The organism is Herbaspirillum sp. GW822-FHT03A08, assembly GCF_058801885.1.
On the sequence record NZ_JBXANR010000003.1, the window covers coordinates 324948 to 349611 of the forward strand.

20 protein-coding genes are annotated in these 24664 nt (G+C 56.0%); 15 read left to right on the plus strand and 5 right to left on the minus strand.

Annotated elements, in window-relative coordinates; all coding sequences use genetic code 11:
- Positions 1 to 21: 21 nt before the first annotated feature.
- From motB to AC1RN6_RS10720, 5 genes are all read left to right on the plus strand, one after another.
- Entirely contained in the window at positions 22 to 954 is a 933-nt protein-coding gene (gene motB / locus AC1RN6_RS10700) for a flagellar motor protein MotB (RefSeq protein WP_408165837.1), read from the plus strand.
- Positions 955 to 997: 43 nt separating this feature from the next.
- Positions 998 to 1552: a chemotaxis protein gene (locus tag AC1RN6_RS10705; protein WP_408165839.1), complete on the plus strand. Its 555-nt coding sequence runs from the start codon at positions 998 to 1000 to the stop codon at positions 1550 to 1552.
- Positions 1553 to 1704: 152 nt separating this feature from the next.
- Positions 1705 to 2070, plus strand: coding sequence for a response regulator (locus AC1RN6_RS10710; RefSeq protein WP_007876463.1), 366 nt, complete (start codon positions 1705 to 1707; stop codon positions 2068 to 2070).
- Positions 2071 to 2125: 55 nt separating this feature from the next.
- On the plus strand, positions 2126 to 4258 hold the full coding sequence (gene cheA / locus AC1RN6_RS10715; RefSeq protein WP_493005203.1) for a chemotaxis protein CheA: 2133 nt from the start codon (positions 2126 to 2128) through the stop codon (positions 4256 to 4258).
- A gap of 34 nt (positions 4259 to 4292) precedes the next feature.
- Entirely contained in the window at positions 4293 to 4787 is a 495-nt protein-coding gene (locus AC1RN6_RS10720) for a chemotaxis protein CheW (RefSeq protein WP_369828864.1), read from the plus strand.
- 217 nt (positions 4788 to 5004) lie between these two features.
- Here AC1RN6_RS10720 and AC1RN6_RS10725 read toward each other — a convergent pair whose 3' ends face one another.
- From AC1RN6_RS10725 to AC1RN6_RS10745, 5 genes are all read right to left on the minus strand, one after another.
- On the minus strand, positions 5005 to 6231 hold the full coding sequence (locus AC1RN6_RS10725) for a DUF2863 family protein (RefSeq protein ID WP_493005204.1): 1227 nt from the start codon (positions 6229 to 6231) through the stop codon (positions 5005 to 5007).
- A gap of 223 nt (positions 6232 to 6454) precedes the next feature.
- The gene (acnA, locus tag AC1RN6_RS10730) at positions 6455 to 9148 is read right to left on the minus strand and encodes an aconitate hydratase AcnA (RefSeq protein WP_493005205.1); all 2694 of its coding nucleotides are present in this window, start codon (positions 9146 to 9148) and stop codon (positions 6455 to 6457) included.
- A gap of 141 nt (positions 9149 to 9289) precedes the next feature.
- On the minus strand, positions 9290 to 9796 hold the full coding sequence (locus tag AC1RN6_RS10735; protein ID WP_493005206.1) for a hypothetical protein: 507 nt from the start codon (positions 9794 to 9796) through the stop codon (positions 9290 to 9292).
- A 19-nt stretch (positions 9797 to 9815) separates the two neighbouring features.
- Positions 9816 to 10841, minus strand: coding sequence for an HpcH/HpaI aldolase/citrate lyase family protein (locus AC1RN6_RS10740; protein ID WP_493005207.1), 1026 nt, complete (start codon positions 10839 to 10841; stop codon positions 9816 to 9818).
- Between the two features lie 67 nt (positions 10842 to 10908).
- Positions 10909 to 11898 carry a malate dehydrogenase gene (locus tag AC1RN6_RS10745; protein ID WP_053197355.1) on the minus strand — a complete coding sequence of 330 codons (990 nt, stop codon included), beginning with the start codon at positions 11896 to 11898 and terminating at the stop codon, positions 10909 to 10911.
- A 427-nt stretch (positions 11899 to 12325) separates the two neighbouring features.
- Here AC1RN6_RS10745 and AC1RN6_RS10750 point away from each other — a divergent pair, with 427 nt between their 5' ends.
- From AC1RN6_RS10750 to lpdA, 10 genes are all read left to right on the plus strand, one after another.
- Positions 12326 to 13111 carry a GntR family transcriptional regulator gene (locus AC1RN6_RS10750; RefSeq protein ID WP_050477249.1) on the plus strand — a complete coding sequence of 262 codons (786 nt, stop codon included), beginning with the start codon at positions 12326 to 12328 and terminating at the stop codon, positions 13109 to 13111.
- A gap of 144 nt (positions 13112 to 13255) precedes the next feature.
- A complete protein-coding gene (sdhC, locus tag AC1RN6_RS10755) occupies positions 13256 to 13666 on the plus strand; it encodes a succinate dehydrogenase, cytochrome b556 subunit (RefSeq protein ID WP_050477248.1) in 411 nt (136 codons plus the stop codon).
- Between the two features lie 2 nt (positions 13667 to 13668).
- Entirely contained in the window at positions 13669 to 14034 is a 366-nt protein-coding gene (sdhD, locus tag AC1RN6_RS10760; protein ID WP_050477247.1) for a succinate dehydrogenase, hydrophobic membrane anchor protein, read from the plus strand.
- A 2-nt stretch (positions 14035 to 14036) separates the two neighbouring features.
- Complete coding sequence (gene sdhA, locus AC1RN6_RS10765; protein ID WP_493005208.1) at positions 14037 to 15815, plus strand: succinate dehydrogenase flavoprotein subunit; 1779 nt, start codon at positions 14037 to 14039, stop codon at positions 15813 to 15815.
- A gap of 11 nt (positions 15816 to 15826) precedes the next feature.
- The gene (locus AC1RN6_RS10770) at positions 15827 to 16537 is read left to right on the plus strand and encodes a succinate dehydrogenase iron-sulfur subunit (protein ID WP_007876492.1); all 711 of its coding nucleotides are present in this window, start codon (positions 15827 to 15829) and stop codon (positions 16535 to 16537) included.
- Positions 16538 to 16681: 144 nt separating this feature from the next.
- Positions 16682 to 16951 carry an FAD assembly factor SdhE gene (locus AC1RN6_RS10775; RefSeq protein WP_493005209.1) on the plus strand — a complete coding sequence of 90 codons (270 nt, stop codon included), beginning with the start codon at positions 16682 to 16684 and terminating at the stop codon, positions 16949 to 16951.
- Positions 16952 to 17144: 193 nt separating this feature from the next.
- Positions 17145 to 18446 carry a citrate synthase gene (gene gltA / locus AC1RN6_RS10780; protein WP_493005210.1) on the plus strand — a complete coding sequence of 434 codons (1302 nt, stop codon included), beginning with the start codon at positions 17145 to 17147 and terminating at the stop codon, positions 18444 to 18446.
- 342 nt (positions 18447 to 18788) lie between these two features.
- Positions 18789 to 21653 carry a 2-oxoglutarate dehydrogenase E1 component gene (locus AC1RN6_RS10785; protein WP_493005212.1) on the plus strand — a complete coding sequence of 955 codons (2865 nt, stop codon included), beginning with the start codon at positions 18789 to 18791 and terminating at the stop codon, positions 21651 to 21653.
- Between the two features lie 76 nt (positions 21654 to 21729).
- Positions 21730 to 22977: a 2-oxoglutarate dehydrogenase complex dihydrolipoyllysine-residue succinyltransferase gene (gene odhB, locus AC1RN6_RS10790; RefSeq protein ID WP_493005214.1), complete on the plus strand. Its 1248-nt coding sequence runs from the start codon at positions 21730 to 21732 to the stop codon at positions 22975 to 22977.
- Positions 22978 to 23121: 144 nt separating this feature from the next.
- Positions 23122 to 24549, plus strand: coding sequence for a dihydrolipoyl dehydrogenase (gene lpdA, locus AC1RN6_RS10795; protein ID WP_050477241.1), 1428 nt, complete (start codon positions 23122 to 23124; stop codon positions 24547 to 24549).
- The last annotated feature ends 115 nt before the right edge of the window (positions 24550 to 24664 follow it).

Genomic DNA, 24664 nt, shown 5'->3' on the forward strand with positions numbered 1-24664 from the left:
AGTAATCAGGGGGAGTAAGGCATGGCCGACGAAGGGCTACGTCCCATTATTGTAAAACGCATCAAGAAGGGCGGCGGCGGACATCACGGCGGCGCCTGGAAGATCGCCTATGCCGACTTCGTGACGGCGATGATGGCGTTCTTCCTGCTGATGTGGCTGCTTGGTTCGACCGCCAAGGGCGACCTCAACGGTATCGCCGAATATTTCAAGACTCCTCTCAAAGTGGCGATGGCCGGCGGTTCCGGTAGCGGCGACGCCAACACGGTGCTGCCTGGCGGCGGTAAAGATCTGACGCGTCAGGAAGGCCAGTTGCGCAAGGGCGAGAATGAAGTCGTCAACAAGCGCAGCGTGAGGGCTGCTCAGGCAGAACTTGAAAAGGCTGAGCGTCAGCGTCTTGACGAGCTGAAAAAGCGCATCGAAACCGCCATCGACAGTAGCCCGACCTTGAAGCAATTCAAGAATCAACTGTTGATCGACATCACCTCAGAGGGTTTGCGTATCCAGATCGTGGACGAGAAGAACCGCCCGATGTTTGCGTTAGCCAGCGCGCAGTTGCAACCGTATACGCGTGAAATTTTGCGTGAAATCGGCAAGACGCTGAACGACGTGCCAAACAAGATCAGTCTTTCCGGACACACTGACGCGACCCCGTATTCCAGTGGTGAAAAGGGATACAGCAACTGGGAATTGTCAGCTGACCGGGCTAACGCATCGCGTCGCGAATTGATTTCCGGCGGGATGGATGAATCGAAGGTGCTGCGCGTGGTGGGTTTGTCCTCAGCGGTACTTTTGGATAAGGAAGATCCTTTCAATCCGATCAACCGCCGTATCAGCATTATCGTCATGAACAAGAAGGCTGAAGAGCTGGTGCAAAATGGTGGGTCGTCATCTCTGGATGTAACGTCCGATTCGGACGTGAAAGATGGTCTCAGCGAGCAGCCTGCGAAGAATTAACTGGATTTTAAACACTAGGCCCAATTGAAAAGGAGGGCTTTGTATGTCGACACCTAAAATGCGGCAAGAACTTAAGCGCTTGTTGCTCGATACGGCAAGCGGCGGAAGCAGGCAATTGACGGAAGTCGAGACGGATCTGGTGCAGACCAATATCCTGCTCGGCGAAGCCATCGAAAAGCTGGGATCCAGCTTCATGGAATTGCACACCGCCGTCCTCGCGCAGCAAAAAGAACTCGAAGTCGTCATGGCCGGCAAGGGCACCTTGTCCGCCGACGATGTCGGCCGTCTTAAGGTGATGCAGGATGAGATCACCGTGCATGTCAACGCGGCAGTCACTGGCCTGCAATTCCAGGATATGACCAGCCAGCTGCTGGAGCGTATCGTGCGCCGTGTCATCGGCTTGCGTGATGCGCTGGGCGTGTTGAGCGCCAACAGTTTTGAAATTACTCCGGATAGTTCGCAATCGATTGAGGAGTTGGAAGGCCTGCTGAAAAATACTGTCGAGTCCATGGAGGAGCGTCTGACTGCGCTTGAAAATGGCCTGTGGAAAACAGTGCGGCAAACACGGATGGAGAGCGGCGATATTGAATTGTTTTGATGCGACGCCGCCTCAATATGCAGATTCGGCCAGATCCGCTGATGATCTGAGAAGTAAGCCGAATTTACACGTGTGATAGTAATTTTTGATAATGAATGCGGCATAATGAGTTGGCTAAACTCAGACCCGCAAACAAAGAACAGGGAGTAAAAATGTCTAAAACAATTCTTGCGGTAGACGACTCGGGGTCATTGCGCCAGATGGTGGTGTTCAGCCTGAAGGCAGCCGGCTATCAGGTTACCGAAGCGGTAGACGGGCAAGATGCGCTGGACAAAGCGAAGTTGCAGACGTTCGATCTGGTGTTGACCGATCAGAATATGCCGCGCATGGATGGTCTGACTCTGATTCGTTCCCTGCGCGCGCTGACCAGTTATCAACGCGTACCAATTCTTATGCTGACGACAGAGTTCAGCGACGAAATGAAGGCCAAGGGCAAGGCCGCCGGCGCCAATGGTTGGCTGGTGAAGCCTTTCGATCCGCAGCGTTTGACGGAAGTGGTTAAAAAAGTCATCGGCTAGTGTCAATAATCAACGATAAAAAATACACCTAAAGCATCTATGACGGAGCCCAATCATGACCATTGATATGAGCCAGTTTTTCCAGGTGTTTTTCGACGAGGCCGAGGAAGGCCTTGCCGAAATGGAAAAGCTTTTGCTGGCCGTTAATGTGTCGGATCCCGACGACGAAGATCTCAATGCGATCTTTCGTGCGGCCCATTCGATCAAGGGTGGATCGGCTACGTTTGGCCTGACAGACATTACCGAAGTTACGCACGTACTCGAGTCTTTGCTGGACCGTATTCGCCAGGGGCAGATGGCGCTGACCAGTCAGCACGTCGATGCATTCCTGGCCGCAAAGGACATTTTGAAGTCCATGCTTGACGGTCATCGCCATGGAGCGACCGTTGATCTGGATGCAGTCGCCGATGTCCGGATGCTGTTGCAATCCTTGTCTGAAGGCGCCGGTAAAAAAGCCGCTGCGCCGCAGGCACTGGTAGGTCCCGCTGGTGTAAGCCGCTTTCGCATTGAATTGCCGCAGTTGGCCGAGCGTGAGCTCGACGCCTTGCAGCAAGAGCTCGGCCTGCTCGGAAAAATCGAGAAGGCAGATGCAGAAGAAGGGCGCTGCGTCTTTATTCTGGATACTGCCAAAGGTGCGGACAGCATTCATGAAATTTGCTCCTTCCTGGTGAACGCCGACGATCTGAAGATTTCTCAGGCAGTTGCCGCACGTTCCAAAGAGGAAGAGCAGGGTTACGGGTTCTTTGCGCCATTCGTCCCGCAGGATGCGACCGATGAAGAGCGTGGTTATGGTTTCTTCGCGCCGTTTGTGCCGATGAATGCGACGGAGAAGGAGCGCGGCTACGGTTTCTTCGAGCCGTTCGTGCCGCAGGGCGATATTGAGCAAGCCAAGCAGGCTGCGGAAGCCGCTGCGCATGTCGATCATGACGAGCCTCCTGCGTTGGCCGTGACGGAACACGCAGGTGAAAAGAAGGCCAAGGGCGAAAAGCCGGCAGTCCATGAGTCGTCTTCCATTCGCGTCGGCATCGAAAAGGTCGATCAACTGATTAATCTCGTCGGTGAACTGGTCATCACGCAAGCCATGATTGAGCAGCGCACCGGCACGCTCGATCCGATGCTGCACGAACATTTGCTCAACAGCGTCAGCCAGCTCACGCGCAATACCCGCGATCTGCAGGAATCGGTCATGTCGATTCGCATGATGCCGATGGATTATGTGTTCTCGCGTTTCCCGCGCATGGTGCGCGATCTGGCCGCGAAACTGAACAAGCGCGTCGAGTTTGTCACGCATGGTGCAGCGACTGAATTGGATAAAGGTCTGATCGAGCGCATCGTTGATCCGTTGACCCACTTGGTGCGCAATAGTATCGACCATGGCATTGAAATTCCTGAAACTCGTCTTGCAGCAGGCAAGACGGATTACGGAACGCTGTCTTTGTCGGCCGAGCATCAGGGCGGCAACATCATCATCGAAGTGACGGATGACGGCGGCGGTCTGAACCGTGAGCGGATTCTGGCCAAGGCCAAACAGCAAGGCATGGCGGTGTCCGACAATCTCAGCGACAGCGACGTCTGGCAGTTGATTTTTGAACCCGGTTTTTCGACCGCCGAGCAAGTAACGGATGTTTCCGGTCGCGGCGTCGGCATGGACGTGGTCAAGCGCAATATTCTGGCCATGGGCGGCGCTGTCGATATTCGTTCCAGCAAGGGATTCGGTACGACGATTTCGATTTCCCTGCCGTTGACCCTGGCGATTCTGGATGGCATGTCGATTCGCATCGGTCACGAAATTTATATCTTGCCGCTCGGCTACGTGGTCGAGTCGTTGCAACCGGCAACGCAAGATGTCAAAGAGATCAGCGGGCAGGGCAAAGTCATTAAAGTTCGTGGTGAATATTTGCCGTTATTGCCGCTGTATCAGATCTTCAATATCGAATCGACGTTTACCGACCCATCAGAAGGTCTGGTGGTTATTTTAGAATCCGATGGCAAGAAAGCTGCACTATTTGTCGATGATTTGATTGGCCAGCAGCAAATTGTTGTCAAGAACCTGGAATCCAATTATCGTAAGGTTGCAGGGATTTCTGGTGCTACTATTCTGGGTGACGGCGGCGTTGCCTTAATCATAGATGTTGCCGCTTTGCTACGATCAACTCGTCAGCTGAGCGATGAATCCGTATTTTCCTGATTTTTTATAAGGGCCATTTATCATGTCAGACAACATGTCGAAAACAATTTCCGGCTTTGGCGAAAAAGCCGACAGCACTGGGAATGAATTCCTCGCCTTTACCTTGGGCAAGGAAGAGTACGGTATCGATATCCTGAAAGTTCAGGAAATCCGCGGTTACGAAGCAGTGACCCGCATTGCCAACTCGCCCGATTTCATCAAGGGTGTCGTCAATCTGCGCGGCATCATTGTTCCTATCGTCGACATGCGCATCAAGTTCCAGCTGGGCGAACCGACCTACGATCAATTCACCGTCGTGATCATCCTGAACATCTCCGGCCGCGTGGTTGGTATGGTCGTGGACAGCGTTTCCGACGTGATCACACTGTCGCCAGAGCAAATCAAGCCGGCGCCTGAAATGGGCACCACGTTTGACTCCGACTACCTGATTGGTCTGGGCACACTGGATGAGCGCATGCTGATTCTGGTCGATATTGACAAGCTGATGTCGAGCGCCGATATGGGTCTGATCGAGAAGCTGGCAGCGTAAGCACCAGTTATCAAGGCTCCGGATACGGGCACACGCCGCATGGCTCTGCGGCGTGTGCCCGTATTCTTTTGTGGGGCGGGAATTGACGAATTGCGTGATCCGAGATTGTTGGCGACGACTAGGATCTCAGGTCTCGACCGATATGCGCGGAAGATCTCGCACCTCGGTCGAGTAGGGCTGATGCTGCCGGCGGATGTCTGCGCAGCAGCAGTTTGACTCAATGGAAATGTTCGGTCGACGCGGGTGCGTCTTCCGGCATCTCCGCATGCACCAGATCACCGTCCGGCGCCGGGAACAACGGCGTGCCGCAATCGTCGCAGAATTCCATCGTGTAGCGTTCCGCATGCAGCTTGATGTTGACAATGCCGCACTCGCGCAAGACCTCCAGAATCTCTTCTATCGGTGTTTTCGCGCTGTCAGGCGTTGATAAGTCACGCACTTCATCGCCGTCTTCCTGCTCGTACAGCGGCCATACGATGCCGTAGACGATGCCGTCATCATCGGCCAGATTGAACCCAATGCGGTACTCGTCGATCTGGCCGTTGATGTTTTCGCAGAAGCTGCCGATGTTGGCATGCAGTTCCGACGATGCGACACCCAGCGTCTGCGTCAGGTAATGATCTGCAGCGCGAATGGCGGCGGGGCGGATGCGTTTGTCCGCTTCGCGGCATGCGAAATAGTAGGGCTGCGGCAGCAGCAGCTCCACATTGCAGCCGGGCAGAAAACGCGTCAGCAGTGGCGTCGCCTGTGTCGTCCAGGCCTTGAGTGCAGCTTCCTTTTCGTGAATGACTGAAGCGTTTTCGTCCATCTGCCAGCGGAACAACGGCGCACCCGAAGGCACCGCGACAGCAGCGATCATGTAGCGCGTGTCGGCCAGGAAAGGCGCGGTCGGTGTTTGCTCCAGCGAGAGCTGCGGCTGGCTTTGTTTCAGGGCGGCCTGGCCCATGCGTTGCGCCAGCGCGAAAACGTCTGCGTGATGACGGGGCAATTGCTCGATGGCGTACAAGGTGGGCGCCAATGCCAGATGGGCGTTGTCGGCCAGCACATGCGCGTGCAGGTGCGCGAACAGGCCGTTGCGTACTTCCGTCGGCAGGTTGCCGGAGGCAATGCTGAAGCGCGTCCAGGCCAGCACTGGCAGCGCCAGCAATTGCACGCTATAGAGCTTGCCGTCATATTCGAGCGCGCAGGCTTCGCTGTTGGCTTCAACAGCTTCGACCAGTACGTCGTAAGCTTCCAGATCGGATTTGAACAGGTGATCCAGCGCAGCATCAATCATGCCTTGATGGGCGCTTTTCAGTTGTTTGTGCAACAGCAGATCGAGGGATCGCTCCCAAGCTCTTTCTTCCAGGCGACTGGTGGAGCCGGCGACCGCTTGCGATGAATTGACCAGGCGCTGGCTTTCAGCGGACAACCTGGAGGAGGAACGTTTGGCGGGGCGGCGCATGATGAAATATTGACAATCAAATGGTAGGAATCCCTATTGTAGTTGATTCGACATCGCATCGGGGATTGCCTTCCGGCATCTGTCTTTGCTTAGATCAGAGCACGCTTTCACGATGTACCTTGACAATAAAAAACGCCGGTCGAAACCGGCGTTTTTTGTTTTCTGCACACCCCGCGCGCGAAGCGGAGAGTGGCATTTTTGCTGGAAGCTTATTGAAAGCTGATTAAGCAGCCAGCAATTGACGCAACACGAATGGCAGAATGCCGCCGTGCTTGTAGTAGTCCACTTCGATCGGTGTATCGATGCGCAGCAGCAGTTTGACTTCCTTGGTTTCGCCGTTCTTGCGGTGGATCACCAGGGTTGCTTCTTGCTGTGGCTTGATCTCGCCTTCCAGGCCCTTCAGGTCGAAAGTTTCTTCACCTGTGATGCCCAGAGTCTGGACGCTGTCGTTGCCGATGAATTGCAGCGGCAATACGCCCATACCGACCAGGTTCGAGCGGTGGATACGTTCGAAGGAGCGGGTGATCACAGCCTTCACGCCCAGCAGTTGCGTACCCTTGGCAGCCCAGTCACGCGAGGAGCCTGTACCGTACTCTTCGCCGCCGAACACCATGGTTGGCACGCCATCGTTGACGTATTTCATGGCTGCATCATAGATCGCCATTTGTTCGCCGGTTGGCTGGTGAACAGTCACGCCGCCTTCAACGCCTGGCACCATCAGGTTCTTGATACGCACGTTGGCGAATGTGCCGCGCATCATGATCTCGTGGTTACCGCGGCGCGAACCGTAGGAGTTGAAGTCAGCCTTCAACACGCCGTTGGCTTGCAGCCACTTGCCGGCTGGGCTGGAGTCCTTGATCGAACCGGCCGGGGAGATGTGGTCGGTAGTGATCGAGTCGCCGAACACGCCCAGAGCACGTGCGCCGGTGATGCCGGTTGCAGCAGCTGTCGGCACTTCGGTGAAGTTTTCGAAGAACGGTGGTTCAGCGATGTAAGTCGATGTCGGCCAGTTGTAGACTTCGCCCTTGGCGACGCCCTTGATGGCTTCCCACAGCTTGCCTGGTGCGCCCTTGACGTCGGCGTAGTTCTCTTTGAAGACCTTCGCATTCATCGCGAACTTCAACAGCTTTTCGATTTCTTGCGAAGTCGGCCAGATGTCGCCCAGGAAAATTTCCTTGCCGCCCTTACCCTTGCCGACCGGTTGCGTCATCAGGTCGACGTTGACGTTGCCGGCGATGGCGTAAGCCACGACCAGCGGAGGCGATGCCAGGAAGTTCGAACGGATGTTCGGGTGAATACGCGCTTCGAAGTTGCGGTTGCCGGACAGCACGGCGGAAGCCACGATGTCGTTCTTGACGATCGCTTCGTTCATTGCTGGTGTCAGGTCGCCGGCGTTACCGATGCAAGTGGTGCAACCGTAAGCGGTCACGCCAAAGCCCAGTTTTTCCAGATAGCCCAACAAGCCGGCTGCTTCCAGGTACTTGGTCACAACGCGGGAGCCAGGCGCCAGCGAAGTTTTGATGTGCGGAGCAACCTTCAGGCCGGCTTCAACCGCCTTCTTGGCCAGCAAGCCTGCTGCCAGCAGCACGCTTGGGTTCGATGTGTTGGTGCACGATGTGATCGCCGCGATCAGCACATCGCCGTTCTTGACATCGACGCCATCGGCATTGGTGTAGGCCTTTGGCAGATCTTCGATCTTCTTGTTGAAGCCGTTTTCAGCCACCGGCTTGACGAACAGGTCGGCGAAGGTCGATTTGACGTTGCCGATTTCGATGCGGTCTTGCGGGCGCTTGGGACCAGCCAGCGAAGGTGCAACGGTGCCCAGATCCAGCGACACTTCGCTGGTGTAGTCGATGTCGCCTGCCTTTGGAATGCCGAACAGATTCTGTGCCTTGAAGTAGGATTCGAACGCGTCGATTTCCGCCTTGGTGCGGCCAGTGCCCTTGAAGTAGTCGATGGTTGCTTCGTCGACCGGGAAGAAGCCCATGGTGGCGCCGTATTCAGGCGCCATGTTGGCGATAGTGGCGCGGTCGGTCAGCGACAGCGACTTGGTGCCTTCGCCGAAGAATTCGACAAACTTGCCCACAACCTTGGTCTTGCGCAGCAGTTCGGTGATGGTCAGAACCAGATCGGTTGCGGTGCAGCCTTCGCGCAGCGCGCCGGTCAGGTTCACGCCGACCACGTCAGGTGTCAGGAAGTAGACCGGTTGGCCCAGCATGCCGGCTTCTGCTTCGATGCCGCCCACGCCCCAGCCGACTACGCCGATACCATTGATCATGGTGGTGTGCGAGTCAGTGCCGACCAGGGTGTCTGGGTAGTAGACGCCGGTCTTGTTGTGCACGCCGCGCGCCAGGTATTCCAGGTTAACCTGGTGGACGATACCGAAGCCCGGAGGCACGACGCCGAAGGTGTCGAATGCCTGCATGCCCCATTTCATGAACTGGTAGCGCTCGTTATTGCGCTCGAATTCCAGTTTCATGTTCAGGTCCAGCGCTTTCTTTTCGCGGAAATGGTCGATTTGCACGGAGTGATCGACAACCAGATCCACCGGAACCAGCGGTTCGATGTTCTTCGGGTTCTTGCCCAGCTTGTTGGCGACGTTACGCATCGCGGCCAGGTCGGCCAGCAGTGGAACGCCGGTGAAGTCTTGCAGCACTACGCGTGCAACCACGAACGGGATTTCGTCAACGCGGGCAGCCTTGGCGCCCCAGCTCGCCAATTGCTTGACGTGCTCTTCAGTCACTTTTTGACCGTCGCAGTTACGCAGGACGGATTCCAGCACGATACGGATCGACACTGGCAGGCGGGAGATGTTGATCCCGAGTTTCTTTTCCAGGGCGGGCAGGGAGTAGAACTTGCCTTTCTTGGAACCAGAAATCTTGAATTCCTTTAGGGTGTTCAATGTGTTGCGGGACATGGCCTCTTCTCCTTAGATTACGGATGGTATAAGTGTTTGCTTGCGCTGCGAAACCTGTGAAACCAGCAAAACCAGGCTTCGCAGCAAATGCGGGACTGCTGTACTGATAAATTCGTGCTGAATCTTGTTACTGTTTGCTGCTTAGCTCTTCGGTGCCGCTGCTGCCGGCGCCTGAGCCGTCGGCAGTTCTACGTTCTTGCATTCGTTCGCCAGTTGCTGTCCCTTCTTGGAGTCCAGCAGGATGCCCTTGGCAGGAATACCGATCCAGACCAGGCCGACCTTGCGATTTTCAAAACGGTTGGCGCCGGTGGTGGTCACGACGCGAGTCAGGCGGTTGATGCGCTTGTTCCAGCGAATGGCGATGTGCTTGTCGTCATCGTCGTTTTTGTAGATGGTCAGCTTGTTGCCCATTTCGCAGTTGAAATCAGCCGACTTGGTACCGCCGATTTCCGGTTCGCTTTCATCGTCGTCGGCATCGGAAGAAAACGGCATTTTTTCAACAGGTGTGGCAGCAGCCTTGGCGGGCGCTTTCTTCTTGGCGGTCTTTTTTGCTTTTGTGGTGGCCGGTGCTGTTTCAGCAAATGCTTGCGGCATGCCGACAGCGAAGAGGGCGCTTACGAGTGTCAGGGCGGTCAGGTATTTTTTCATCGTGCGTCGATTTATATATTCAATGTTGCTGGGTGGTTGAAATCGGAGTGGCCGTTGTCGCTGTTTTGGTCTCTGCAAACCAGTCTGCAACTGCCGCGGGTAAGGCAGCGCCACCGGCATGGCCGCGCTGCAGAATGCTCCAGTAATAACGATAACTTGCTCGGTCGTGCAAGGTGCCGTCATGTTGTATCGGTCCCCATTGCACGTCCCTGGCTTTAAGCAGGATTTGTGCCGCTTCACCGATTTCATCGTCGGCCGGGGACAGGGTTTGCACGATCGCTTTGATCTGATTCGGATGGATGCTCCACATCCGGGTGTAACCGAATTCCTGCGCTGCGCGGCCGGCGTCTCCGGTCACCACGGCAGCATCCTTGATGTCGGTGGTGACGTTATGCGACGGCACTTTGCCGTGTGCGTGGCAGGCGGCGGAAATTTCAAGTTTGGCGCGCGCTACCAGCGGATGCGTGAACTGGCCGGGCGAGCGCATCGCGGCGCTCGGGATCGCACCGTAGTGCGCCGACACAAAATCCATCACGCCGAAGGACAGCGATTCAACCTGTGGCAACGCTGCGATCTGGTGCACGTCTTCCAGTGCGCCGTGAGTCTCGATCAGCACATGCAGCGGTGGCGTGCGGCGGCCGGTTTCGCTGGTGTGGCGAGAGATGGTGGCAATGGCGCGTTGCACGTCGGCCAGACCGTCCGCCTTGGGCAGCATCAGGTAAGCCAGTCGCGGCGCAGCGGTAGCGCAGATCGTCGCGACATCTTGTTCGAAAAAGGGGCTGCTCACATCATGCACGCGGGCGCCGATGCGGCCAAAGCGATTGTCATCGCCGGCGATCAAGGCGCCAACCAGTTGCGCGTGTTCGGCTTCGTTGCCGGCGCTGGCGCCGTCTTCGCAGTCGAGGGTGATATCAAAAATCGGGCCGAGCTCCTGTTGCAGGGCAATCGACTTGCGCATCAGCTTTTCAGAGCCGGCGTAATGATCGCAGACCGGTATCGAGACCGGTTGTCGGGTGCCTGGGAACAAGACCTGGGTGGGATGCATTGCTGCTGAATTCCGAATGTATGCAAAATGACGCGGCGGCTATGCAAGCCCGCCGCGTGCTGGTCAATTAGCCGACCAGGTGTTTGACGCCTTCGCGCTCTTCCGACAATTCCTTGAGCGTGATGTTGATGCGCTCTTGGGAGAATTCGTCGATTTCGAGGCCTTGGACAATCTTGTATTCGCCGTTTTCGGTAGTGACCGGAAAGCCGAACATGGTGCCTTCAGGAATGCCATAAGAACCGTCCGATGGAACGCCCATGGTGGTCCACTTGCCGTTGGTGCCCAGGATCCAGTCATGCACGTGATCGATCGCTGCATTGGCTGCCGAAGCTGCCGAGGACAGGCCGCGTGCTTCGATGATCGCTGCACCGCGCTTGCCGACTGTCGGCAGGAAAGTGTCTTTGTTCCAGACCTGGTCGTTGATCAGATCCTTGACTGCCTTGCCGTTTGCTGTAGCGAAACGGTAGTCGGCGTACATGGTTGGCGAGTGGTTGCCCCAGACGCACAGCTTTTCGATTGCCGAAACCGGTTGGCCGATCTTGGCCGCAACTTGCGACAGCGCGCGGTTGTGGTCCAGACGCAGCATAGCGGTGAAGTTCTTGGCCGGCAGATTTGGTGCCGACTTCATGGCGATGTAAGCATTGGTGTTGGCTGGGTTGCCGACAACCAGAACCTTGACGTCGCGCGAAGCAACTGCGTCCAGCGCCTTGCCTTGCACAGTGAAGATTTGCGCGTTGGCTTCCAGCAGGTCCTTGCGTTCCATGCCTGGACCGCGTGGGCGTGCGCCAACCAGCAGAGCAATGTCGGCATCCTTGAATGCTGTCATCGGGTCGCTGTGCGCGGTCACGCCGGCCAGCAATGGGAATGCACAGTCATCGATTTCCATGATGACGCCCTTGAGGGCCTTTTGCGCTTTTTCATCCGGGATTTCCAGCAATTGCAGGATCACTGGCTGGTCTTTACCGAGCAGGTCGCCGTTAGCAATGCGGAAGAGAAGGGAGTAACCGATTTGACCGGCGGCGCCGGTAACGGCAACACGCTTGGGGGCTTTAGCCATGTTGAATCTCCAAAGTGGTGATAGAAAGCGTTTAATGCTGCTATGAAGCCTCGAATTGATCCGAACTTCGCAGTTACGGCTGCTTCCGGGCTTCTTGTCGGCATCTCGGAAGACGCCGACAATTACTTCGTATTCTTTATAGAGACTGTAATCATACCGTCGAAAAGCGCAGGTGGTCAGCATGTTTTGCCGATTTTCGGCAGAGAACCGACAGTGCAAATCGCGTCGATGCCGTGCGCGGTGATGCAAGTGCCGGCCGCTCTGCTGATACATGTGCCTCTTCGGGGCGTGCTCGTCGCCGAATATGCCCGCGAGTGTAGGCTTGCCCGAGTGGTGTGTCAATCACTATCTTATGTCTTATATAAGACATCTTATTGAATACTTTTTGCTGGACGAGAGTAGGGTTTTTGTGGTCCAATTTGGGGTTATGAGCTCCAGCCTGCCTAATCTGAACAACAGCGACGCGCAAAGCGTGGGCACCAGTGTTGCCGGAGCCGCTCCTACCTTTAGTCCCCTCTATCAGCAAATCAAGGCTTTGATCACGCAGCGTCTGGAATCAGGCGAGTGGAAGCCTGGTGAATTGATTCCCAGCGAAGTTGAGCTTGGCAGCCGTTTCAAGGTGAGTCAGGGAACCGTGCGCAAAGCGATCGATGAGCTTGCCGCCGAAAATCTGGTCGTGCGCCGGCAGGGGAAGGGTACATTTGTTGCCACGCATCATGAAACGCATGCGCAGTTCCGCTTTTTGCGCCTGACGGCAGATGTGGAAGAGCCGCAACGTGCGGAAAACAAGATTATTGAAGTCAAGCGCATGCGTGCGCCCGCTGAAGTGGCGCGCCAGCTTGATATTAAATCGGGTGACTCCGTCATCTTTATCAAACGGGTAAAATCCTTTAACGGCGTTCCGACCATACTTGAAGATATCTGGTTGCCCGGTCTGATTTTCAAAGGGCTGACCGCGGAACGTTTAATGGAATATAAAGGGCCGCTGTACGGCCTGTTTGAAACGGAATTCGGGACACGCATGATTCGCGCTGCAGAGCAGATTCGTGCCGTGGGGGCGGATCCGGAGTCTGCGGGATTTCTGGGGGTCCCGCCCCAAACGCCTTTGTTGAGTGTCGATCGCGCCTCGTATACGTATGGCGACAAGCCTGTCGAAATGCGACGCGGCTTGTATTTGACGTTGAATCATCATTATCAGAGTGAGCTGAATTAAGCGGGCAGGAACTCTGTCTTTGCTCGCATCTGTCTGCTGTCTGGGAAAAAGCCTAATTTGCTGCGAAGCAGAATAAGTGTTGGTGAACGTTCATGAAATCGGCGAAAATTGCAGGATTGTTTTAAATCTGAGGAGAACCTTGTTATGTCTGAAGCCGCTAAACCACCACGGCCACAATTTCGTAACATTAATATTACCCAAATTGCTGGTTACCGTATGCCGCTGGCTGCTCTGGTGTCGATCATGCACCGTGTCAGTGGGTTGTTTTTGTTCCTGATGTTGCCGTTCATTCTGTATTTGCTGGATAACAGTCTGCTCTCCGAGGGCACCTTCGACTACCTGAAGGGCTTTGCTTCCAACTGGTTCGTCAAGCTGATCATTCTGGCCCTGTCCTGGGCTTATCTCCACCACTTCTGTGCCGGCATCCGCCATCTGATCATGGATAACCATATCGGTCTGGACAAGGACAGCGCACGCAAGTCGTCGAGCGGCGTTCTGGTCGTCAGCATTGCGCTGGTGATCGTCGTGGCATTGAAACTGTTCGGAGCATTCTAAAAATGGCAAACAATAATATCGGATCGAAGCGCCTCGTCGTGGGTGCTCACTACGGCATGCGCGACTGGCTGGCGCAGCGCGCTACCGCTGTCGTCATGGCTTTGTACACCGTCGTTCTGCTGGTGTGCTTTCTGACTTCCAGCGGTTTTTCTTACGACGGCTGGGCGGCAATGTTCTCGCATCAGTGGTTCAAGATGGCGACGTTCGCAGCCTTCATGGCCTTGTTCTACCACGCCTGGATTGGCGTGCGTGATATCTGGATGGATTATGTCAAGCCGGTCGCCGTGCGCCTGGTCTTGCAAGTTGCCACGATCCTGTGGCTGATCGTATGTGCCGGATGGGCGGCGCAGATTTTGTGGAGAATGTAATCGTGGCTGCTATCAAATCCACAATCCCTACACGCCGCTTTGATGCGGTTATCGTCGGCGCCGGCGGATCCGGTATGCGCGCTTCGTTGCAACTGGCTGAAGCCGGTCTGAACGTCGCGGTGTTGTCCAAAGTTTTTCCGACCCGCTCGCATACGGTCGCTGCTCAAGGCGGCATCGGTGCATCGCTGGGTAACATGTCGGAAGATAATTGGTACTGGCACATGTTCGACACCGTCAAGGGCTCGGACTACCTGGGCGACCAGGACGCCATCGAATTCATGTGCCGCGAAGCACCGAAGGCCGTCTACGAGCTGGAACACTTCGGTATGCCTTTCGACCGCAATCCGGACGGCACGATTTATCAGCGTCCGTTCGGCGGCCATACTGCAAACTTCGGCGAAAAGCCGGTGCAGCGCGCCTGTGCGGCAGCGGACCGTACCGGTCACGCACTGCTGCATACGCTGTATCAGCGCAACGTGCGCGCCAAAACGCATTTCTTCGTTGAATGGATGGCGATCGACATCATCCGCGATCAAGAGGGCACTGTCCTCGGCGTCGTCGCGCTGGAAATGGAAACCGGCGAAGTCATGATGCTGCAAGCCAAAACAACCTTGTTCGCCACGGGCGGTGCAGGCCGTATCTGGGCCGCATCGACCAACGCCTTCATCAATACCGGCGACGGCATGGGTATGGCGGCGCGTGCCGGTCTGCCGCTGCAAGATATGGAATTCTGGCAGTTCCACCCGACCGGCGTAGCCGGCGCGGGCGTGCTGATTACTGAAGGCGTGCGCGGCGAAGGCGGCATCCTGATCAACAGCAACGGCGAACGTTTCATGGAGCGCTATGCGCCGACGCTGAAGGATCTGGCACCGCGCGATTTCGTTTCGCGTTCGATGGACCAGGAAATCAAGGAAGGCCGCGGCGTTGGTCCAAACAAGGATCACGTGCTGCTGGATCTGCGCCATATCGGCGCCGACACGATTCAAAAGCGTCTGCCGTCGATTCTGGAAATCGCCCACAAGTTCGCCAACGTCGATGCGACCAAGGAACCTATCCCAGTCGTGCCGACCATTCACTATCAGATGGGCGGTATTCCGACCAACGTGTATGGTCAGGTCGTTGTGCCGAAGAATGGTTCGTACAAGGAAGTCGTGCAGGGTATGTATGCGATCGGCGAATGCGCTTGCGTGTCGGTCCACGGCGCCAACCGTCTGGGTACCAACTCGCTGCTGGATCTGGTGGTGTTCGGTCGTGCTGCCGGCAATCACATTGTCGAGAGCAAGCTGCAAGACCGTAGTCATCAGGACCTGCCGGCAGATGCTGCCGACCGTGCGCTGGAGCGTCTGGCGCATCTGGAAAACAGCACTGGTTCCGAACGCGTCCAGGATGTCGCCAACGATATTCGCGCCACCATGCAGAAGTATTGCGGCGTGTTCCGTACCGATGCATTGCTCAATGAAGGTCGTGAAAAGATCATGGAGCTGGACGAACGCCGCAAGCATGTCTCGTTCAAGGACAAGTCCAAGGTGTTCAACACTGCGCGCGTCGAAGCGTTGGAGCTGGGCAATCTGATCGAAACCGCCAAGGCCACCATTACATCGGCTGCCGCTCGCAAGGAATCCCGCGGCGCCCACGCGCACAGCGATTACGAAAAGCGCGATGACGAAAATTGGCTGAAGCACACACTGTGGTTTTCCGAGGGGAATCGTCTCGACTACAAACCAGTCAACATGCAACCGTTGACAGTCGAAACATTTAAACCTAAAGCACGTACTTTCTAAAAGGTCAGAACATGACACGTACTCTGAAATTTAAAATCTACCGCTACGATCCGGACAAGGACGAAAAGCCGTACATGCAAGATCTGACCGTCGAGTTGAAGCCGACCGACAAGATGCTGCTGGATGCTCTGCAACGTATCAAGTCCGACGTGGATGATTCGCTGGCGCTGCGCCGCTCCTGCCGTGAAGGCGTGTGCGGTTCCGACGCGATGAACATCAACGGCAAGAACGGTCTGGCCTGCACCACCAACCTGAACGAACTGTCGGAGCCTATCGTTCTGAAGCCGTTGCCAGGTTTGCCGGTGATTCGCGATCTGATCGTCGACATGACCAACTTTTTCAAGCAATACGATTCGATCAAGCCTTATCTGATCAACGACAGTATTCCCCCTGAAAAAGAGCGTCTGCAATCGCCTGAACAGCGTGAAGAACTCGATGGCGTGTATGAGTGCATCCTGTGCGCATGCTGCTCGACATCGTGCCCATCGTTCTGGTGGAATCCGGACAAGTTCGTCGGCCCGGCAGGTCTGCTGCAGGCATACCGCTTCATCGCGGACAGCCGCGACGAAGCGACCGGCCAACGTCTGGACGATCTGGAAGATCCGTATCGCCTGTTCCGTTGCCGTTCCATCATGAACTGCGTCGATGTCTGCCCTAAGGGTCTGAACCCGAACAAGGCGATCGGCAAGATCAAGGAGCTGATGGTTCGCCGCGCAGTATAAGAAGTAAGTTGTTGAAAAGGCGGGAGGTGTCTCCCGCCTTTGAATTGCACTTTCGTGCCGGTCTGATTTTTGGTCGCAAGTGTTGAAATTAGTGCTCGTTGTATCAGTCGCACCAGTTGTACTACTTAGAAGTGAATTGAATCCATGTCCCAAAGCCATCAAGACGATCCTGCCAAACGTGCACGCCTGCGCTGGCGCGCTCGTCGCGGATTGCTGGAAAACGATCTCATCCTGACGCGTTTTCTCGACGCGAACGAAGAGAGCATGACTGACGACGAAGTCGATGCATTTTCCCGTCTGATGGATCTTGGCGACAACGACCTGATGGACTTGCTCCTTGTGCGCAAGGAGCCTGAAGCAGCAGTGGACTTGCCTCAAGTCCATGCTTTGCTCAAAAAATTGCGTAGCGCCTGAACGTTCTCCAGAGTTCTGGCAATATTGGTTCAAAAGCGGCCGACGTTGTATTAGAGGCTGTTGCAAAGTGAAGTTGGCGAGCATCCGGAAGAGCAGGGTGCCGACAGTGCAAAGTTCATTTTGCAACAGGCTCTAAAGCGGTTGATTTGCGATTTTTGATTAACGATTCATCATCACAGCTGAAGGAAGAACTATGCCCACCTCAGATATCAAAGCGACCCTGTCGTTTTCCGACGGTACGCCATCCCTGGATTTCCCCGTCTACAAGGGCACGATCGGTCCGGATGTCATCGACATCCGCAAACTGTACGGCGCCACTGGCAAGTTCACTTACGACCCGGGCTTCATGTCGACAGCGGCATGTAACTCGTCGATCACCTACATCGACGGCGACAAGGGCGAGCTGCTGTACCGCGGTTACCCGATCGAGCAACTGGCCGTCAATTGCGACTTCCTGGAAACCTGCTACCTGCTGTTGCACGGTGAGCTGCCGACTGCAGCGCAAAAAGAAGAGTTTGTCGGTACTGTGACTCAGCACACCATGGTGCATGAGCAAATGAACTTCTTCTTCCGCGGCTTCCGTCGCGATGCTCACCCGATGGCTGTGTTGACCGGTTCGGTCGGCGCCTTGTCGGCGTTCTACCATGACTCGCTGGATATCAGCAATCCTGTGCATCGCGACGTTTCCGCGATTCGCATGATCGCCAAGCTGCCGACTCTGGTAGCCATGGCGTACAAGTACAACATCGGCCAGCCGTTCGTGTACCCGCGCAACGACCTGTCGTACAGCGCTAACTTCATGCGCATGATGTTCGCTAACCCGTGCGAAGAGTACAAGGTCAACGAAGTGCTGGTGCGCGCGCTGGATCGCATCCTGATCCTGCACGCTGACCACGAACAAAATGCATCGACATCGACCGTCCGTCTGGCTGGTTCGTCGGGCGCCAATCCGTTCGCCTGTATCGCTGCCGGTATCGCTTGCCTGTGGGGCCCTGCTCACGGCGGCGCCAATGAAGCGGCACTGACCATGCTGGAAAGCATCGGCTCGGTCGAGAAGATTCCTGAGTTCATCAAGCAAGTCAAGGACAAGAACTCCGGCGTCAAGCTGATGGGCTTCGGTCACCGCGTCTACAAGAACTACGATCCACGCGCCAAGCTGATGCGTGAAACCTGCTACGAAGTCCTGAATGAACTGGGACTGCACGACGACCCGCTGTTCAAGCTGGCCATGGAGCTGGAAAAGATCGCGCTGGAAGACGAATACTTCGTGTCCCGCAAGCTGTATCCGAACGTCGATTTCTACTCCGGTATCGTTCAGCGCGCGCTGGGCATCCCGACTTCGATGTTCACTTGCATTTTTGCAATGGCGCGTACCGTGGGCTGGATTGCGCAATGGAACGAAATGATCTCCGATCCGGAACAAAAGATCGGTCGTCCACGCCAGTTGTTCGTCGGCTCCGAAAAGCGCGACGTTCCAGCGATCGACAAGCGTTAACTGGTGTTGTCTGAAGTCGGTGGTGGCAGGTCCGGACGGGCTTGTCATCAAGTCGTCATCAGGCTGTCATCAACTTGTTGTTAGTTTCCCGGCGGCTATGGCAGTGCCTCGCCGCTGGTTACAACAAACAACAGAAATAAAAAAGCGAATCTTCAGGATTCGCTTTTTTATTGGAAATAAGGATATATAATTCCGGCTATGCTTACTGGATAACCCAAACGTTCAGGTAGACATGGTCCTTCCCCACAACTTGATGTGCAATCCGCTAATCGGTCAGGCCGTGTCGCGGAAGGTTAGATTAACCCGCTAATCTCGCGAAACGCGAAGAAAGGTGAGCAAGATATGACACAGCTCTACGAGCAATACAATCTCAATTCCTACCTTTTTGGTGGAAATGCGCCGTACCTGGAAGAACTGTACGAGGCGTACCTCAATAATCCCGGATCCGTACCAGACAATTGGCGTGCTTATTTCGACGCGGTGCAACACGTGCCTGCAGTTGATGGCTCCAATCGCCCTGATGTCGCCCATGCACCGGTCATCGCTTCGTTCGCCGAGCGCGCCAAGCAAGGTCCGATTCGCACCGTCGTCGCTTCCGCTGATACCGAAATGGGTCGCAAGCGCGTCGCTGCAACACAACTGATCGCCGGCTACCGCGATATGGGTTCGCGTTACGCCAACCTGGATCCGCTGCAACGCCAGGAACGTCCAACCATTCCAGAACTGGAGCCCAGCTTCTACGGTTTCAGCGATTCTGATATGGACATCGTATTCAATATCAGCAACACCTACTTCGGTGGTGAAACCGCGTCCCTGCGCGATCTGTTGCAATCGCTGCGCGATACATATTGCCGTTCGATCGGCGCCGAATTCACTTACATCAGCGACCCGGCCGAAGTGCGCTGGATCGAAGAACGCCTGGAGCCGACACGCGCGCTGCCGCAGTTCTCCACTGAAAAGAAAAAGCATATCCTCGACCGCCTGACCGCGGCCGAAGGCCTGGAGCGTTACCTCCATACTAAATACGTCGGCCAAAAGCGTTTCTCGCTGGAAGGCGGCGAGAGCTTCATCGCTTCCCTGGATGAAACCATCCAGCGCGCAGGTGAAAAGGGTGTGCAGGAAATCGTTATCGGTATGGCTCACCGCGGCCGTCTGAACGTCCTGGTGAACACACTGGGCAAGACTCCGCAAGAGCTGTTCTCGGAGTTTGAAGGCCATCATGCCGACGACCTGCCGGCTGGCGACGTCAAGTACCACCAAGGTTTCTCGTCCGACATCAGCACTCCAGGCGGCCCGGTCCACCTGTCGCTGGCGTTCAACCCGTCCCATCTGGAAATCGTCAACCCTGTGGTTGAAGGTTCGGTCAAGGCGCGTATGGATCGCCGCGGCGACAAGGACGGTTCGCAAGTGCTGCCTATCCTGGTTCACGGCGATGCCGCCTTTGCAGGTCAGGGCGTCGTGATGGAAACGCTGAATCTGGCGCAGACTCGCGGCTACGGCACCGGCGGTACCGTGCATATCGTGATCAACAACCAGATCGGTTTCACCACCTCCGATCCACGCGACTCCCGTTCGACTCTGTACTGCTCGGACGTGGTCAAGATGATCGAAGCACCTGTGCTGCACGTCAACGGCGACGATCCTGAAGCCGTCGTGTTTGCAACGCAGATTGCGGTTGATTACCGCATGCAGTTCAAGAAAGACATCGTCGTCGACATCATCTGCTTCCGCAAGCTGGGTCACAACGAGCAAGATACACCGGCGCTGACACAGCCGCTGATGTACAAGAAGATCGCGCAACATCCAGGCACACGTAAGCTGTACGCAGAACGCCTCGCAGCACAAGGCACTATCCCTGCAGATGGCGGCGACGCGATGGTCAAGGCCTATCGCGATGCGATGGACGCCGGCAAGCATACTGTCGATCCGGTCATCACCAACTTCAAGAGCAAGTATGCCGTCGATTGGTTGCCCTTCCTGAACCGCAAGTGGACCGACGCTGCCGACACTGCAGTGCCGCTGGCGGAACTGAAGCGCCTGGCAACACGCATCACGACAATCCCGGAAGGCTTCAAGCCGCACGCGCTGGTTGAGAAGGTCATCAACGATCGCGCAGCAATGGGTCGTGGCGATCTGAATCTGGACTGGGGCATGGGCGAACATCTGGCCTACGCTTCGCTGGTCGCATCCGGTTACGCGATTCGCCTGACTGGTCAGGATGCTGGTCGCGGCACCTTCGTTCACCGCCACGCTGTCTTGCATGATCAAAACCGTGAGCGTTGGGATGCAGGTACTTACATTCCTCTGCAAAACGTCGCAGAAAATCAAGCTCCTTATACCGTGATCGACTCGGTTCTGTCCGAAGAAGCGGTGCTGGGATTTGAATACGGTTACTCGACTGCAGAGCCAAACACACTGACTATCTGGGAAGCCCAGTTCGGCGACTTCGCCAACGGCGCTCAGGTTGTCATGGACCAATTCATCAGCTCCGGCGAAGTGAAGTGGGGCCGTGCTTCCGGTCTGGTGCAAATGCTGCCGCACGGCTACGAAGGCCAGGGTCCTGAGCACTCGTCGGCACGTCTGGAGCGTTACCTCCAGCTGTGCGCTGACAACAACATGCAAGTTGTTCAGCCAACGACCGCCGCGCAGATTTTCCACTTGCTGCGCCGTCAGATGATCCGTCTGTTCCGCAAGCCGCTGATCATCCTGACACCGAAGTCGCTGCTGCGTAACAAGGATGCCGGTTCGCCGCTGGCTGATCTGGCCAAGGGTTCGTTCCAGACCGTTATTCCTGAACTGGATGACAAGATCGACGCCAAGAAGGTCAAGCGTGTGATCGCTTGCTCCGGCAAGGTGTACTACGATCTGGTCAACGCCCGCAAGGAACGCGGTCAGTCCGATACAGCCATCATCCGCGTCGAACAACTGTATCCGTTCCCGCACAAGGCATTTGCTGCTGCGCTCAAGCAATTCCCGAACTTCCAGGAATTGGTCTGGACTCAAGATGAGCCGCAAAACCAAGGTGCATGGCTGCAAATCCAGCACAACATCTTTGAAAATCTGACTGACGGTCAAAAGCTTGCTTATGCAGGTCGTCCAGCCAGCGCATCGCCAGCGGTCGGTTACTACGACAAGCACTATGCGCAACAAAAAGCGCTGATCGACACCGCGTTTTCAAAGCTCAAAGGCTTTGTCCTGACTAAGTAATCAGATCTTGCACGGCGCGCATCGCGAGGGCGATGCGCGCTGATGTTTATTGAATAACCCGAATCGGAGAAGTTACATGGCACAAATCGAAGTAAAAGTCCCGCAATTATCAGAATCCGTTGCAGAAGCGACATTGCTGCAATGGCATAAAAAAGTGGGCGAAGCCGTCGCGCGCGACGAAAACCTGATCGACGTCGAAACTGACAAGGTCGTGCTGGAATTGCCGGCGCCTGAAGCGGGCGTCATCACCCAAATCATCAAGGCCGACGGTTCGACCGTGGTCGCTGGTGAAGTCATCGCGATCCTGGATACCGACGCATCCGCGCAAGTGAGCCCGCTGGAAATCAAGGCTGCTCCTGCGCCGCAATCGACCAATGAACCGACTCCTGTTGCCGCTCCTGAGCTGGCCAACAAGTCCAACGTCGCCATGCCGGCTGCCGCCAAGATCCTGGCAGACAACAATCTGTCGACCTCGCAAGTATCGGGCACAGGCAAGGACGGCCGCGTCACCAAGGGCGACGTGCTGGCTTCCCTGGCAACACCGAAGGCAGCTGCTCCTGCTGCCGCTGCTGCCAAGCCGGCGCTGCAACAAGTTGCAGCTCCTGGCAAGACAAGCCTGGAAAACCGTCCTGAAGAGCGCGTGCCGATGAGCCGTCTGCGTGCACGCGTGGCCGAGCGTCTGCTGCAATCGCAAGCAACCAACGCAATTCTGACGACTTTCAACGAAGTCAACATGCAACCTGTGCTGGACCTGCGCGCCAAGTACAAGGACAAGTTCGAAAAAGAACACGGCGTCAAGCTGGGCTTCATGTCCTTCTTCGTCAAGGCAGTTGTTCACGCACTGAAGAAGTACCCGATCGTCAACGCGTCGGTTGATGGCAACGACATCGTCTACCACGGCTACTTCGACGTCGGCGTCGCTGTCGGTTCGCCACGCGGTCTGGTGGTTCCGGTTCTGCGCGATGCAGATCAGATGTCCATCGCCGACATCGAAAAGAAGATCGGTGAATTCGGTCAAAAAGCCAAGGACGGCAAGCTGTCCATCGAAGAACTGACCGGCGGCACCTTTACCGTGTCCAACGGCGGCACCTTCGGTTCGATGCTGTCGACACCGATCATCAACCCACCGCAATCGGCGATTCTGGGCATCCACGCCACCAAGGATCGCGCAGTGGTTGAAAACGGTCAGATCGTCATCCGTCCGATGAACTACTTCGCCATGTCCTACGATCACCGCATCATCGACGGCCGCGAAGCCGTTCTGAGCCTGGTCGCGATCAAGGAAGCGCTGGAAGATCCAGCCCGCCTGTTGCTGGATCTCTAATCATCAGGACCTGAAACAAGGCGCAGGGAAAACAGAGAAGCCGGATCATCGTCCCTCTGTTCTCTCGGCGCCTTTTTTCTCTTTTGCATTGGTGCCGGACCGTGACCGGTCTGTGCACATTCAAAAACGCACTAGGATAAAACTATGAGCAAAAATTTTGACGTGGTCGTCATCGGCGGCGGCCCTGGCGGCTACATCGCTGCAATTCGCGCAGCACAACTGGGCTTCAACACCGCGTGTATCGATGAATGGAAAAACGAAAAGGGCGGTCCTGCACCTGGCGGCACTTGCACCAACGTTGGTTGCATTCCATCGAAGGCACTGCTGCAATCGTCGGAGCACTACGAGCACGCCAGCCACTCCTTTGCCGATCACGGTATCGAAGTCAAAGGTCTGGGTCTGAACCTGGAAAAAATGCTGGGTCGCAAGAACACCGTCGTCAAGCAAAACAACGACGGCATCCTGTACCTGTTCAAGAAGAACAAGGTCACCTTCTTCCACGGTCGCGGCAGCTTCGTCAAGGGCGATGCCAACGGCTACGAAATCAAGGTTGCCGGTGCAACTGAAGAGTCGATCACTGCCAAGCAAGTCATCGTCGCAACAGGTTCCAATGCACGCGCGTTGCCTGGCGCAGCGTTCGATGAAGAACTGATCCTGTCGAACACCGGCGCACTGGCGATCACTGAAGTGCCGAAGAAGCTGGGCGTTATCGGCGCCGGCGTGATCGGTCTGGAAATGGGTTCGGTCTGGCGTCGCCTGGGCGCGGAAGTCACCGTGCTGGAAGCACTGCCGACATTCCTGGGCGCAGTGGACGAACAAATCGCCAAGGAAGCGCAAAAGCTGCTGGCCAAGCAAGGTCTGGTAGTGAATCTGGGCGTCAAGATCGGCGACATCAAGGCTGGTAAAAAAGACGTTACCGTCGACTACACCGACGACAAGGGCAATGCGCAAAAGGCTGTGTTCGACAAGCTGATCGTATCGATCGGCCGTACACCGAACACCACCGGTCTGAACGCTGAAGGCGTTGGCCTGAAGCTGGACGAGCGCGGCTTCATCGCCGTTGACGGCGAGTGCAAGACCAACCTGCCGAACGTATGGGCAGTGGGTGACGTCGTGCGCGGCCCGATGCTGGCGCACAAGGCGGAAGAAGAAGGCGTTGCCGTTGCCGAGCGTATCGCCGGTCAACACGGTCACGTCAACTTCAACACCATCCCTTGGGTCATCTACACCTCGCCGGAAATCGCGTGGGTTGGCAAGACCGAACAGCAACTGAAGGCTGACGGCGTTGCGTACAAGGCTGGCACTTTCCCATTCCTGGCAAACGGCCGTGCGCGCGCACTGGGCGATACCTCGGGTATGGTCAAGTTCCTGGCGGATGCGACGACTGATGAAATCCTCGGCGTGCATATCGTCGGCCCAATGGCATCGGAGCTGATTTCCGAAGCCGTCGTGGCGATGGAATTCCGTGCCTCCGCAGAAGACATCGCACGTATCTGCCACGCTCACCCATCGTTGTCCGAAGCAACGAAGGAAGCCGCACTGGCAGTCGACAAGCGCGCGCTGAACTTCTGATGAATCGGGTTTACCTTTACTGGTAAACTCCGGTCATCATCGATGGGCGAGCCTGGCTCGCCCATTTTGTTTTAGCAGTCCCGTTTTCACAAAGTCGGCGTCATGTTTTATCTCG

Excerpts from the sequence above, each read along its gene's own strand:
- motB (WP_408165837.1), top strand. The coding sequence starts at position 22 with ATGGCCGACGAAGGGCTACGTCCCATTATTGTAAAACGCATCAAGAAG.
- AC1RN6_RS10705 (WP_408165839.1), top strand. The coding sequence starts at position 998 with ATGTCGACACCTAAAATGCGGCAAGAACTTAAGCGCTTGTTGCTCGAT.
- AC1RN6_RS10710 (WP_007876463.1), top strand. The coding sequence starts at position 1,705 with ATGTCTAAAACAATTCTTGCGGTAGACGACTCGGGGTCATTGCGCCAG.
- cheA (WP_493005203.1), top strand. The coding sequence starts at position 2,126 with ATGACCATTGATATGAGCCAGTTTTTCCAGGTGTTTTTCGACGAGGCC.
- AC1RN6_RS10720 (WP_369828864.1), top strand. The coding sequence starts at position 4,293 with ATGTCGAAAACAATTTCCGGCTTTGGCGAAAAAGCCGACAGCACTGGG.
- AC1RN6_RS10725 (WP_493005204.1), bottom strand. The coding sequence starts at position 6,231 with ATGCGCCGCCCCGCCAAACGTTCCTCCTCCAGGTTGTCCGCTGAAAGC.
- acnA (WP_493005205.1), bottom strand. The coding sequence starts at position 9,148 with ATGTCCCGCAACACATTGAACACCCTAAAGGAATTCAAGATTTCTGGT.
- AC1RN6_RS10735 (WP_493005206.1), bottom strand. The coding sequence starts at position 9,796 with ATGAAAAAATACCTGACCGCCCTGACACTCGTAAGCGCCCTCTTCGCT.
- AC1RN6_RS10740 (WP_493005207.1), bottom strand. The coding sequence starts at position 10,841 with ATGCATCCCACCCAGGTCTTGTTCCCAGGCACCCGACAACCGGTCTCG.
- AC1RN6_RS10745 (WP_053197355.1), bottom strand. The coding sequence starts at position 11,898 with ATGGCTAAAGCCCCCAAGCGTGTTGCCGTTACCGGCGCCGCCGGTCAA.
- AC1RN6_RS10750 (WP_050477249.1), top strand. The coding sequence starts at position 12,326 with ATGAGCTCCAGCCTGCCTAATCTGAACAACAGCGACGCGCAAAGCGTG.
- sdhC (WP_050477248.1), top strand. The coding sequence starts at position 13,256 with ATGTCTGAAGCCGCTAAACCACCACGGCCACAATTTCGTAACATTAAT.
- sdhD (WP_050477247.1), top strand. The coding sequence starts at position 13,669 with ATGGCAAACAATAATATCGGATCGAAGCGCCTCGTCGTGGGTGCTCAC.
- AC1RN6_RS10770 (WP_007876492.1), top strand. The coding sequence starts at position 15,827 with ATGACACGTACTCTGAAATTTAAAATCTACCGCTACGATCCGGACAAG.
- AC1RN6_RS10775 (WP_493005209.1), top strand. The coding sequence starts at position 16,682 with ATGTCCCAAAGCCATCAAGACGATCCTGCCAAACGTGCACGCCTGCGC.
- gltA (WP_493005210.1), top strand. The coding sequence starts at position 17,145 with ATGCCCACCTCAGATATCAAAGCGACCCTGTCGTTTTCCGACGGTACG.
- AC1RN6_RS10785 (WP_493005212.1), top strand. The coding sequence starts at position 18,789 with ATGACACAGCTCTACGAGCAATACAATCTCAATTCCTACCTTTTTGGT.
- odhB (WP_493005214.1), top strand. The coding sequence starts at position 21,730 with ATGGCACAAATCGAAGTAAAAGTCCCGCAATTATCAGAATCCGTTGCA.
- lpdA (WP_050477241.1), top strand. The coding sequence starts at position 23,122 with ATGAGCAAAAATTTTGACGTGGTCGTCATCGGCGGCGGCCCTGGCGGC.